The organism is Halomonas sp. KM007, from assembly GCF_050709225.1.
In the GTDB taxonomy this organism is placed as follows: Bacteria; Pseudomonadota; Gammaproteobacteria; order Pseudomonadales; family Halomonadaceae; genus Vreelandella; species Vreelandella hamiltonii.
This window is the reverse complement of record NZ_CP136131.1, coordinates 3,078,172-3,090,457: the sequence shown is the minus strand read 5'-3', so window position 1 is coordinate 3,090,457 and position 12,286 is coordinate 3,078,172. Positions and strand designations below refer to the sequence as shown.

Sequence of the window (12,286 nt, the reverse complement as noted above, 5' to 3'; positions counted from 1 at the left end):
AAGCAGAGTTGGCAGCAATGGTCGGCGTCGTGATGACGCTTGAAAGGAGCTCGGTAGACAATGAGCTGCCCGTTTGCTGGCCATTTGCTTCTTATCAAAGGTTTTCGTGAAAAGAGGTTAGCCAATGAAACGACAAAAACGTGATCGCTTCCAGCGGGCTTATGTTCACGGCTATAAAGCGGGTATTACGGGTCGCTCCCGTGATGATTGCCCCAGTCAAGATGTCAATTTACGCGAATACTGGATGAGCGGTTGGCGTGAAGGTCGCGGAGATCAGTGGGATGGCATGGTCGGCGTTTCCGGCATCCATAAAAACCCCATGGTCATGACCTGATTTATTTACCTTTTACACGGACATTTGGAGTACGGAGCCCGCTCGCCAGCGGGCTTTTTATTGCCTACCCCTTTATTGCCCACCTCTCCCCCGCGCTTATCCTGTCAGTGGGCAGAAGCCTGCTCCTTGAGCGCCTCGGCACACTGTTTAACCAGCGTCGGCCCTTGGTAAATCAAGCCTGAATAGAGCTGCACCAGGTCGGCACCTGCCTCGATTTTCGCTTGCGCTGCCGCCGCACTGTCGATGCCGCCCACGCCGATGATCGGCAGGTCAGGCAGTTCGGCACGCAGCAGCCGGATGACCGCATTGGAAGCCTCGAACACCGGTCGGCCCGATAACCCACCGGCTTCCTGCGCCTGGGGGGCCTGCTGAACGGCCTCACGAGACACCGTGGTATTGGTGGCGATCACCCCATCCAACCCATTGCGAGAAATACTGCCCGCCACCAGCGCCACTTCCTCTGCGTTCATGTCGGGGGCAATTTTCACCAGCAGCGGTACCTTGCGACCCAGCGCGTCGTCCAGCGATTGGCTGCGGGCACGAATCGGCCCCAGCAGGGCATCCAACTGCTCGCCGAACTGCAGCGTGCGCAGCCCCGGCGTGTTGGGCGACGAGATATTGACCGCGATATAATCGGCCACCCCATGCACGGCGTCGAGACACAGCAGGTAATCATCCAGCGCCTGCTCCACCGAGGTGGTCAAATTCTTGCCGATGTTGATGCCTACGATACCGCCATAGTGGCGCTTCTTGACCTGTGCCACCAGGTGCTCGACGCCTTTGTTGTTGAAGCCGAAGCGGTTGATGATGGCCCCGTGTTCAGCCAGGCGAAACAGACGCGGCCTGGGGTTTCCCGGCTGCGCTTTCGGCGTGACGGTGCCCACTTCCACGAACCCAAAGCCCAGCTCACCCAGGGCATCCAGGTGATCGGCATTCTTGTCCAGCCCGGCGGCCAGGCCGACGCGATTGGCAAAGCGCAGCCCCATCAGCTCGACCGGGTCGCTGACCGGCTCGCCATACAGCCGCTTCACGCCACCGACTCGGTGCAGCGTATCCAGCGCGCCAAGCGCCAGACCGTGGGACGTTTCCGCATCCAGGCGGAACATGAGCGAGCGGGCAAGGGTATACATCAGCGAGACACTCCTGGGCGATGGGCTGTTGGCGAGGCGGCCGCAGTATAACGCACTTGGCCCAGCGAGGCAGAATGAAAAGGCCGCGCCCTGGTGAACCAGGGCGCGGCCTTGAGTGGGCCTTTCGTCAGGCGTCAGGCTTCGCTATCGCTCTCGGCCAGGTCCACCAGCTCACGGACGGCGACCGCAAACAGGGCAAAACCGCCTTCGCTGCCGCTACGTACCTCTTCGATCAAGCGGCACCAGCGACGATGCAGCTCGGCGTGCTGCTCCAGCCACTGAGCCACGCGCTCCTGGGTGTCGCGGCTGCCCGCTTCCAGTTTCAATACGCTGGTGGTCAGCGCCAGCTGTTGGCGATCGATATCGTCACGGAAGGTTTCACGGGCCTGTGCCTGCCAGGCATCGCGCACTTCCAGTTGGGTGACCTGCTGGATCATCCACGGTAGCTCCAGACGGCTGCCAATCTCGTGGAAGACTTCCGCCACCCGCTGGGGCTTCTCGTTGGTCAAGCGGGCAGCCTGAATGATCCCCAGGCTGGCGTACAGGCGCGGTGCCGCAGCCACCGTGGCGGCCAGGGACTCCGGCACGCCGGCTTGCTGAAGTTCGTCACAGCGTGCCTGCCACTCCTGCTGCTCATCACCGCTGAGCAGCTCACCGATGCTCTCCTGCAGCTGGGCCAGACGCGGCCCGAAGTACTCGATGGTGTCCTGAGTCGACAGCCCCAGGTGCTGACGCAGGAACCAGCGGGTGGCACGACGCACCAGACGCATCAGGTCCAGCATCATGGAGTACTGCACCCGGCTGGAGACCTGGTTGTCCAGCGCTTCGATTTGCGCCCACAGGTCCGCCAGGTTGAAGGCATCGCGGGCAACCACGTAGGCCCGGGCAATATCGGCCCGGCCAGCGCCGGTGGAGTCCATCAAGCGGCGCACGAAGACGATGCCCATGTGGTCGACCAGATCGTTGGCGACCTGAGTGGCCACGATCTCACGCTTCAAACGGTGCTCGTACATCTCGCCCTGGTAGCGCTCGGTGAGCACCGCCGGGAAGAGCCGCTCGAGATGGCGATGGATGTAGGGGTCGTCGGGCACCTCGGAATTGATCAAATCCCCCTTCAAGGTGCTCTTGGCGTAGGAGATCAGCACCGAGAGTTCCGGCAAACGCATGCCCTGGTCGCTGCTGGCACGCTCCTTGAGCACCTCGTCGGTGGGCAGGAACTCCAGCTCGCGGTCGATCTGACCAGCGGCTTCCAGTTCGCTGATGAAGCGGCGATACGGCCTCATGCCCTGATGGGAAAGAATTTCCGACAGGTCCAGCGCCTGGGTCTGGCGATAGTTGTCCAGAATGACCAGGTTGGCCACTTCGTCGGTCATGTCGGCCAGCAGCTGATTGCGCTGCTTGTCGGTCATGTCGCCACGCTTGACCACTTCGTCGATCAATATCTTGATATTGACCTCATGGTCGGAGCAGTTGACGCCCCCGGCATTGTCGATGAAGTCGGTGTAAACCCGCACGCCGTTGGCGGCTGCTTCCATTCGGCCACGCTGGGTGAGACCCAGGTTACCGCCCTCCCCCACGACTCGACAGTTCAGCTCCTTGCCATTGATACGCAGCGCATCGTTGGCCTTGTCGCCCACGTCGGCATCGGTTTCTTCGGAGCTTTTCACGTAGGTGCCGATACCGCCGTTCCAGATCAGGTCGACCTGGGCCTTGAGCATGGCGCGAATCAGATCATTGGGCGACAGACGCGCCTCGGTGATTCCGAACACCTGCTGCATTTCCGGGCTGATGGCGATGGATTTGGCGCTGCGGCTGAACACCCCGCCTCCTTGAGAGATCAGCTCGACGCTGTAATCTTCCCAACTGGAGCGCGGCAGGTCGAACAGCCGCTGGCGCTCGGCAAACGCCGCTGCCGCATCAGGGTTGGGGTCGACGAAGATATGCAGGTGGTTGAACGCCCCCACCAGCTGGATCTTGTCCGACAGCAGCATGCCGTTGCCGAACACGTCCCCGGCCATGTCACCGATACCTACCACGGTAAACAGGTCCTGCTGGGTGTTCACGCCCAGGTTGCGGAAGTGGCGCTTGACCGACTCCCAGGCGCCCCGTGCGGTGATCGCCATTTTCTTGTGGTCGTAGCCATTGGCGCCACCAGAGGCGAACGCATCCCCCAGCCAGTGGCCATACTCGACGGAAATGGCGTTGGCGATATCCGAGAACGTTGCGGTGCCTTTGTCGGCAGCCACCACCAGGTAGGTGTCGTCGTCATCGTGGCGCACCACGTTCTTCGGCGGCACGACCTCTCCTCCGACCAGATTATCGGTGACGTCCAGCAGCGCCCGAATGAAGATCTGGTAGCAGGCAATGCCCTCTTTCTGCTGGGTTTCACGGTCGGCATTTTCAGGCATGCGTTTGCACACGAAGCCGCCCTTGGCGCCTACCGGCACGATGACCGCGTTCTTCACCTGCTGCGCCTTGACCAACCCCAGCACTTCGGTACGGAAATCTTCCAGGCGATCCGACCAGCGCAGGCCACCGCGCGCCACCTTGCCACCTCGCAGGTGCACGCCTTCGACACGGGGCGAGCAGACGAAAATCTCGTAGGCCGGACGCGGCTTGGGCATACCGGTCACTTTCGACGGTTCCAGCTTGTAGGCAATGTAATCCTTGAAGCGGCCCGCGTCGGTCTTCTGGTAATAGTTGGTGCGCAGCGTGGCCTGGATCAGCTCCATGAAACGGCGCAGCAGCTGGTCGTCATTGAGGCTGGCAACGCCTTCCAGGTGCTCGTTCAGACGCGCCAGGCAGTCGTCGGTCTGGCCGGGCTGCTGTTGGGCCGGGTCGAAGCGCAGGCGGAACAGCTCTACCAGCGTCTGGGTGATCACCGGGTAGTTGGCCAGCGTGGCGGCAATGTAATCCTGGGACATGCCAAAGCGAATCTGCTTCAGGTAACGCGCGTAGCCGCGCAGCATGGCCACTTCCCGCCAGTCCAGACCGACCCCGACGATCAGGCGATTGAAGGCATCGTTATCGGCTTCGCCGGCCCAGATACGCTTGAACGCTTCGCTGAACGTGTCGCGCATGTCGCCCAGATTGGCGCCCTGACTATGCTCCAGCTCGAAGTCGTGTATCCAGTAGCGCTGCTGAGGCGCGTTGATATCGTAGGGGCGCTCACCGATCACGCGCAGGCCGAGATTCTCCATCATCGGCAGCACGTCCGAGAGCGGGATCTGCGATTCGCGATGGAACAGCTTCAGGTTCATGCCCCCTGCCTGCTCTTCCAGCGGACGATACAGGGAGAGCGAAAGCGTGTCGCCATTGTCCAGATTCAGCAGGTGCTGAATGTCGAATACCGCCGTGCGGGCGTTGAAGTCTTCGCGGTAGCTGGCCGAGAAGGCATCGTGGAAATTATCCAGCAGGTGGTTGGCGCGCTCTTCTCCAAACCCTTCGATCATGGCCGCGTGCAGGTCGTCACGCCAGCTGCGCGACAGCCGTGCCACTTTACCCTCCAGACGCTTCAGGTCGTACTGGCTGGGCGTGTCGCCATTGAAGCGCAGGATCAGCTGAATACGCGCCAGCACCGACTCGGAGAGGTAGGTGTTGAAATCGCCAAAGTGTGCATCCAGCTCGTCGCACAGCATGTTCTGAATACGCTGGCGCAGGTCGGTCGAGAACACGTCGCGGGGCACGAAGACCAGGCAGGAGTAGAACTTGCCGCTGACATCGGCGCGGATGAACAGGCGTACCTGACGACGCTCACGGATGTTCAAGATGCCCAGTGAGGTAGTGGCCAGCTCGTCGGTGCCGATCTGGAACAGATCATCCCGCGGGTACACTTCCAGCACCTGCAGCAGCTGCTTGCCATTGTGGCCCTGAGGGTTGAACCCGGCGATGTCGGTCACGGCTTTCAGCTTGCGACGCAGCAGCGGAATGTTGCGCGGCGACTCGTTATAGACGGTCGCGGTGAACAGGCCAAAGAAGCGACGCTCGCCGATCACGTTGCCATCATCATCGTAGCGGTCCACGGTGATGTAGTCGGGGTACGTAGGACGATGCACGCGAGAGTGATGGGCGCTCTTGGCAAACGAGAGCAGCTGCGGCACCAGCACGTAGTCATTGTGCTCATCCACCCCCTCTTTGGTGCGGATACGCTCCCGGTAGCGGGGCTGGTCCAGGCGGAACACGCCCAACACGCTGTTGGGATCACGCTGCAGCTCGCTGCCTTCCAGCAGATACTCGTCATACCCCAGGAACGTGAAGTTGTCCTTCAGCAACCACTCGAGAAACGCAATCGCTTCTTCGTGGTCGTCGGGGTCGATCTGCGGCGGGCAGTTCTTTTCCAGCTCCTGAATGGCGGAGGTGATCTGCCCGCACATGGCGTCGTAATCACCCACTGCCGTGCGCACGTCGCGCAGCACTTCGTGCAAGTTGCGCTCGATGTTGGCCAAGGATTCAGGATCGGTATGACGATCCACCTCGATGACGATCAAGGATTCGCGGGCCTCGGGGGCATGCTCATCCTTGGGCGAGGTCAGTGCCTTGAGCTGGTGCTGGCCATCGCGGGCAACCGCAAATACTGCGTTCTGAATGGCATGTACGGTCAATCCGCGCCGATTGAGCTCGATACGTACCGAGTCGACCAGAAACGGCATGTCTTCATGCAGCACGGCCACGAAGGTGTGGTTGGACTGCCAGCCGTGCTCTTCGAAATCGGGGTTGAAGATACGCACTTTAGGGTGTTGACGGTCATGATGCTGGAGAAACTGCCAGATCGAGAGCGTGGCCCCATAGAGGTCGTCAAGACGACGGTCGATCAGGTCCTCGACCGGCACCGTCGCGTAGAAATGGCGCGCGAAGGCTTCGACATCCGCCGCTCGCGCAGGCTCCAGTCGCGCTTCCAGGCGCTCTTGTAGCTGCTTCAAAAGATCCCGCCGACTCTCTTCAATCGCAACGTAATGCATCCATCACCTCGACTGCCTGGGGCCACAACCTGGGCCAAAAAAACGAAGGACAATAGGCCTTTAGGCCACGCTACCAGATAGCTTACGCTACCCTCGTCCAGCACCCTAACCATCTGGCATGTTATTCATGGTGTATGCCGCTTGTGCATCATAAGCACTATTGACAAGCGGCCCATGACACTTGCGCTCAAGCGCTACGCCGTGTCAACAGCACTCCGCACTCACAGTGATGGGTAAACGGAAACTGGTCGAACAAGGCAAAACGCTCGATCTGATGGGTTTTGGTGAGCTGCGCCAAATTGTCGGCAAGCGTGACCGGGTTGCATGAAATATAGACGATTTGCGCGTACTCGCTGAGCTGTTCGCAGCTCTGCTCGTCCAACCCGGCTCTGGGCGGGTCGACCAGCACGGTGGAGAAACGGTAATCGTCCAGCCCCATCTCCGCCACTCGCCGTCCGGCTTTTTCGCCTTTCAGCGCCAGCGCAAACTCCTCTGCCGACATGCGCGCCACGTGCGCGTTGTTGATCCCGTTGGCTTCCAGGTTGACATTGGCGCTGGCCACCGAGGTGCGCGAGATTTCCGTGGCCAGCACGCGTCGGAAATTCTCCGCCAGCGCAATGGTGAAGTTGCCGTTTCCGCAATAAAGCTCGACCAGGTCTTCCTGCTGACGTCCGGCCGTCACTTCACGGGCCCAGCTCAACATCGTTTGGCAGATATGCGCATTGGGCTGGGTAAAACTGTTTTCGACCTGCTGATAGTGCAGCGTACGACCATCCACCTCCAGACGCTCCCAGACGTGGTCACGGCTGAGCACCAGGCGCTGTTTGCGCGAACGGCCAATGATCATGATGCCCAGCTCGGCTTCCAGGGCGCGCGCCTGCTCTTCCCAGGCGTCGTCCAGCGGACGATGGTAAATCAGCGTGACCAGCGCTTCTCCCGACAGCGTGGTCAGAAACTCCACCTGAAACAGCCGACGGCGCAGCACATCGCTGGCCAGAAAGGCATCCCGCAACTGCGGCATCAGCTCGTTTATGCGTTCGCTGGCTACGGCAAACTGGTCCAGACGAATGACCCGCTTCTGTTTGGGGTTGTCAGGATCGACCTCGAACATGGCATAGAACAGATCATCGTCTTCATGCCAGATACGAAACTCGCAGCGCTGCCGGTAATGGCTGGCGGGCGAGGGATACACTTCGAGCCCAGGCGGCGCAAAGTCCGCGAACATCTGTTCTACGTAGGCTTGTTTGTCAGCCAGCTGTTCGGCGTAGCGTGCCGGATCGACGGAGGGGATGGCCAAGGTGGCTCCTATTGACTGGAAAATTGAACTTAGCGGCAGCGGTTCGCCGTTAATCAGCGTCGGGCAGCGCGAGCAGCTGGGGGGCACTGAAACCGTACCGCGCCATGCCATCGGCCAGGGCAGCGGCGGGCGCCGTGGTAAAGCAACGGCCATCCGGCACGCTACTGATCAGCGTGGCGGCTACCTGCCCAACGCGCCGCGCGATGGCGTCCCCGGAGTCCACCCAGGCCAGCGGCACGGGGGAGAGCGACACCAGCAGCGGCTGCAGCAACGGAAAGTGCGTACACCCCAATACCACGGTATCGAGGGCAGGGGGCGCCTGGGCCGCCTCCCAAAGCGGGGCCAGCGCCTGCTGAATGCGGGCGGCGTTCAGCGGCTTGCCTGCCAACCAGGCTTCGGCTTCCACCACCAACGGGTCTGCCGCCAGCCGCGTGACGCGGCAGTCGCTGGCGAAGCTTTCGATCAATCCTTGGGTGTAGGGGCGGTTGACCGTAGCCGAGGTGGCCAGCAGGCCAATATGGCGCGTCGTGCTGACCTGCGCGGCGGGTTTGATGGCAGGCACCGTACCAATGACCGGCACCGACAGCGCCTGACGCAACGCTTCCAGCGCCAGCGTGCTGGCCGTGTTACACGCCACCACCAGCACGCTGGCCTGGCAGGCGGCCACGGCGGCCTGGCAAACGGTCACGATGCGTTTGGCCAGCACGACGTCATCGCGCAGACCGTAAGGAAGCCAGGCATTATCGCAGGCGTAACACAGCGAGGCATGGGGATAGTGCTGACGCAGCGACTGAGCCACGGACAGCCCGCCCACACCAGAGTCGAATACCAGTACGGGGCCTGGCATCAGCGGTTATCCGGCCGATCAATCGATATTGGGGATACGTTGCCCACCCTGCACTACCCTCTTTGCATGAACGTTTGCATAGATATTGACCTCCTCCCCTCCCTCAGCTTGCGCTGCCGTCTGACGACGGAAAGGAAGGGGATTCCCTGGTTGTTGCCTTCCAGGTTCCTGCTTCGCAGCCCGTTGCCCCTGGTGATAGCACCTCAGGTCTTACACACGCTCCACAGGCTTAACCTCCCGTGAGCCCCACGGTAGTTTTCTCATGCTGGCGAAGCTTGTCAGCCCCGGCCAGAATGGCTTTGCCCGATTGCAGTATGTTGCGGGCAGCGTTTACGTCGCGGTCAATGCCTTGGGTGCCACAGCCAGGGCAGCCCCAGGTGCGGACGTTCAGTGGCATCTTCTCGGTGATATGACCACAGTGAAAACAACGCTTCGAGCTGGGATACCACTTGTCGATCTGGACGAAATCACGCCCGTATCGTTCGGCCTTGTACGTCAGTTGTTGGGTGAGCTGATGCCAGCCCACGTCGCTGATGGCCCTGGCCAGTGAGCGGTTTTTGACCATGTTCTTGATTTGCAAACTCTCGGCAGCAATGACTTGGTTCTCGTGAATAAGCTGCGTGGAAAGTTTGTGGGTGGCGTCACGGCGCTGGTCGGCCAGCCTGGCATGCACCCTGGCGACCCGATGACGCGCTTTGGCGCGGTTCTGCGACCCTTTCTGTTTACGCGACAGGTTCCGTTGCGCCCGTGCCAGCTTGCGCTCAGTGCGCCGCAAAAAACGCGGGTTGGGGATTTTGTCGCCGTCACTGGTGATGACGCGGTGCGTCAGCCCCAGATCAATGCCGACCATTTTGGGGGTGACCGGCAGTGGTGTGGCCGCTTCCTCCACCAAAAAACTGACATGGTAACGGCCAGCAGTGTCACAGCTCACCGTGATACTGCTCGGCGTGCCGGAAAAAGACCGGCTCCAGCGGATAGCCAGCGGATCTTTTTGCTTGGCCAGCCACAGTTTGCCGTCGCGCCAGCGAAAGCCGTTGGCCATGTAAGTGGCCGATTGCTTGCGCTGCTTCTTCTTGAAGGTGGGATACCGCGCCTGGCCTTTGAAGAAGTTGCTGAAGGCCCGATCCAGATGCCGGAGCGACTGTTGCAAGCAGACGTTGGACACCTCGGCCAGGAAGGCGGTGTCCGGCTCTTTCTTGAGGCTGGTGAGCGCTTTGGCCGTGGCGTTGTAGCCCATGCGCTCCTGGCGCTTGAACCAGGCATCGGTGCGCTGGCGCAGGAAGTGGTTGTAGACGTACCGCACACAGCCAAACGTCCGGGCAAGCTGATCGGCTTGCTCAGGCGTAGGATAAAAACGATAACGGTAGGCGCGGTGTACGGTCATCATGACTTTAATCTAGCGCGGTAAATATAGCCTGTCAACCAAGAGGCGCTGCACGCCTCGCGCTATCCTTCCCCGGCCTGGAAGGCCGAGGTTTGACGCGCAATTTGATCAAAACGGGGCGCTAGTTTAACACGCCCCGTCCAGCGCTGAAGGGGGCAACGCAGGAATTACAGCGAGGGCACCTCGGCACCGCGCAACTCGGCGTAAAGGTCAGGGTAGGCCAATTGGAGACGTTCCAGCTCCTGCTCCGCGCCATCCGGCAGTGCCTGGCGCAGCTCTTCCAGCTCGTCGGAGGTGAAGTGCTGGTCGATCAGCGGGAACAGCCCTTCCCGCTCGTGGCGCAGATAGGCGCGGTGCGCTTCCAGATACGCCTTCAGGTCGTCTGCGAAACGGTCCATGGGTAGAATGTTGTCCATGAGGATCATGTCGATATCATGGGACAGGCGCATCAACCGAGGCTTGAGCTCACGGTAGTCATCGGCCATTTGGGTCATCAGCGGCTGATGCTCCGGCGCTTGAACCTGTAGCCGCTCGACACAGATCCGCTCCAGAGGTGCGGCAAAACCATCCATGTAAGACAAGATGTAGTCGACTACTTCACGCATCAGTTGAAAATCCGGGCGCTCTCCGTCAGCCAGCGTTTTATGCCTGAGCTGAAGCACATGCAGCATGCGCGCCATATTGGCATGATCCAGACGCAGTTGGTTTAACATCGTGCCGTCTCCTTTGATAAGTGTCATACCTCATGCCTCCCCTACAGAAGCCAAGGTACGCGACCATGAGCAGGGTTCTACTACACTAGCGTTAATCCTTGTCTTGCGCCTGGGGATTTGACCAACTAACGCCGAACGTCCCAGTCACGCCAAAAGGTAGCCTGACGCAGCGCTCTTTACCACAGACACTTGTTAAGCGTTGAATGTTCAACGTAACGATTTACAACGGAAGTTGCCATGGATCTTTTTGATACTCACTCCACCGAAGAGGCACCGCTTGCTTACCGCATGCGCCCCCTGACGCTGGACGAATACGTTGGCCAGCAGGCATTGGTGGGGCCAGACAAGCCGCTGCGCCGCATGGCCGAATCGGGTGTCGTTCGCTCGATGATTCTCTGGGGGCCACCCGGCGTGGGCAAGACCACCCTGGCCGAACTGCTGGCCCGCGCCTCCGACACGCACCTGGAGCATTTGAGTGCCGTGATGGCCGGGGTCAAGGAGATTCGGCTGGTGGTCGACGGCGCCCGCCAGCGGCAAACACCCACGTTGCTGTTTCTGGACGAGATTCATCGGCTCAACAAGAGCCAGCAGGACGCGCTGCTGCCCCACGTGGAGTCAGGGCTGCTGACCCTGATCGGCGCGACCACGGAAAACCCCTCCTTCGAAGTGAATTCGGCGCTGCTTTCTCGTGCTCGGGTCTACGTGCTCAAATCGCTCTCTCAGCAAGAGCTGATACAGGTGATGCAGCAGGCTCTCGACAGCGACAGCCGAGGGCTCGGCAAACGGCGCATTCAGGTGGAATCGGGGGTGCTGGAAGCGCTGGCCCACGCCAGCGCTGGCGATGCCCGGCGGGCTCTGGGGCTACTGGAGACGGCCTGCGACTTCACCGACACCGTCGAAGACCATGAAGTGCTGCGTAAAGCGGTATTGGCCGACGTGGTGGGCCATCAGGCCAGCGCCTTCGACAAACAGGGGGATGCCTACTACGACCTGCTCTCGGCCATTCACAAGTCGGTTCGCTCATCGCGCCCGGACGCCGCCCTGCTGTACATGGCGCGCTTTCTTCAGGGAGGCGGTGACCCGCTGGATATCGTGCGCCGTTTGACGGCCATTGCCTCGGAAGATGTAGGCAATGCCGACCCACGGGCGCTGCCACTGGTGATCGCCGCCTGGGATGCCTACCTGCGGCTGGGTGATTACGAAGGCCAGCGCGCCATTGCCCATGCCGCCATTCACCTGGCGGTGGCCCCCAAGAGCAACCGGATCGACCAAGCCTGGAAAAGTGCTCGACAGTTCGTGGCACAGCAGCCTCAGCTGGAAGTCCCCAGCTATCTGCGTAACGCCCCGACCAAGCTCATGGAGCAATTGGGCCATGGGCAAGGCTACCGTTACGCCCATCACGAGCCCCACGGCTACCCGGCCGGTAGCGCACACGACTGCTGGCCAGACGAGATACCGGCCGCCCGCTTTTACGAACCCAGTGAGCTGGGTCAGGAGAAGCGCTTTGCCGAGATCATGGCGTGGCGAGCACAGCAGGACCAACAAGCAGATCAGGCACCCGAGGGTGCCTGATCAAGATACGCTCATCGAGATACGCTGAGCGAAAAGAGCGTTTTAAACAGA

Annotated in this window: 8 protein-coding genes; 2 read left to right on the top strand and 6 right to left on the bottom strand. The window is 60.9% G+C overall.

All coding sequences use genetic code 11. The features are described 5' to 3' along the window. Positions 1 to 124: 124 nt before the first annotated feature. Positions 125 to 334: a ribosome modulation factor gene (gene rmf / locus RVM27_RS14610; protein ID WP_039176196.1), complete on the top strand. Its 210-nt coding sequence runs from the start codon at positions 125 to 127 to the stop codon at positions 332 to 334. A 104-nt stretch (positions 335 to 438) separates the two neighbouring features. On the opposite strand, the gene RVM27_RS14605 is transcribed toward rmf, so the two are convergent. The 6 genes from RVM27_RS14605 to RVM27_RS14580 all read right to left on the bottom strand — a co-directional run bounded on the left by RVM27_RS14605 (position 439) and on the right by RVM27_RS14580 (position 10,663). Then, positions 439 to 1,464, bottom strand: coding sequence for a dihydroorotate dehydrogenase (locus RVM27_RS14605; RefSeq protein ID WP_498956892.1), 1,026 nt, complete (start codon positions 1,462 to 1,464; stop codon positions 439 to 441). 134 nt (positions 1,465 to 1,598) lie between these two features. Further along, the gene (locus RVM27_RS14600; RefSeq protein WP_498938370.1) at positions 1,599 to 6,422 is read right to left on the bottom strand and encodes an NAD-glutamate dehydrogenase; all 4,824 of its coding nucleotides are present in this window, start codon (positions 6,420 to 6,422) and stop codon (positions 1,599 to 1,601) included. 187 nt (positions 6,423 to 6,609) lie between these two features. Continuing rightward, complete coding sequence (gene trmA, locus RVM27_RS14595; RefSeq protein WP_498956891.1) at positions 6,610 to 7,719, bottom strand: tRNA (uridine(54)-C5)-methyltransferase TrmA; 1,110 nt, start codon at positions 7,717 to 7,719, stop codon at positions 6,610 to 6,612. Positions 7,720 to 7,768: 49 nt separating this feature from the next. Continuing rightward, a complete protein-coding gene (murI, locus tag RVM27_RS14590; RefSeq protein WP_287807427.1) occupies positions 7,769 to 8,566 on the bottom strand; it encodes a glutamate racemase in 798 nt (265 codons plus the stop codon). Positions 8,567 to 8,795: 229 nt separating this feature from the next. Then, complete coding sequence (locus tag RVM27_RS14585) at positions 8,796 to 9,953, bottom strand: RNA-guided endonuclease TnpB family protein (RefSeq protein ID WP_498938374.1); 1,158 nt, start codon at positions 9,951 to 9,953, stop codon at positions 8,796 to 8,798. A 164-nt stretch (positions 9,954 to 10,117) separates the two neighbouring features. Continuing rightward, positions 10,118 to 10,663, bottom strand: coding sequence for a hemerythrin domain-containing protein (locus RVM27_RS14580; protein ID WP_039176212.1), 546 nt, complete (start codon positions 10,661 to 10,663; stop codon positions 10,118 to 10,120). A gap of 237 nt (positions 10,664 to 10,900) precedes the next feature. On the opposite strand from RVM27_RS14580, the gene RVM27_RS14575 reads away from it, so the two are divergent. Continuing rightward, positions 10,901 to 12,235: a replication-associated recombination protein A gene (locus tag RVM27_RS14575; protein WP_287807199.1), complete on the top strand. Its 1,335-nt coding sequence runs from the start codon at positions 10,901 to 10,903 to the stop codon at positions 12,233 to 12,235. The last annotated feature ends 51 nt before the right edge of the window (positions 12,236 to 12,286 follow it).

Bases quoted from the DNA above. Each gene is read 5' to 3' on its own strand.
- rmf (WP_039176196.1), top strand. From the start codon at position 125: ATGAAACGACAAAAACGTGATCGCTTCCAGCGGGCTTATGTTCACGGC.
- RVM27_RS14580 (WP_039176212.1), bottom strand. From the start codon at position 10,663: ATGTTAAACCAACTGCGTCTGGATCATGCCAATATGGCGCGCATGCTG.
- RVM27_RS14600 (WP_498938370.1), bottom strand. From the start codon at position 6,422: ATGCATTACGTTGCGATTGAAGAGAGTCGGCGGGATCTTTTGAAGCAG.
- murI (WP_287807427.1), bottom strand. From the start codon at position 8,566: ATGCCAGGCCCCGTACTGGTATTCGACTCTGGTGTGGGCGGGCTGTCC.
- RVM27_RS14605 (WP_498956892.1), bottom strand. From the start codon at position 1,464: ATGTATACCCTTGCCCGCTCGCTCATGTTCCGCCTGGATGCGGAAACG.
- RVM27_RS14585 (WP_498938374.1), bottom strand. From the start codon at position 9,953: ATGATGACCGTACACCGCGCCTACCGTTATCGTTTTTATCCTACGCCT.
- RVM27_RS14575 (WP_287807199.1), top strand. From the start codon at position 10,901: ATGGATCTTTTTGATACTCACTCCACCGAAGAGGCACCGCTTGCTTAC.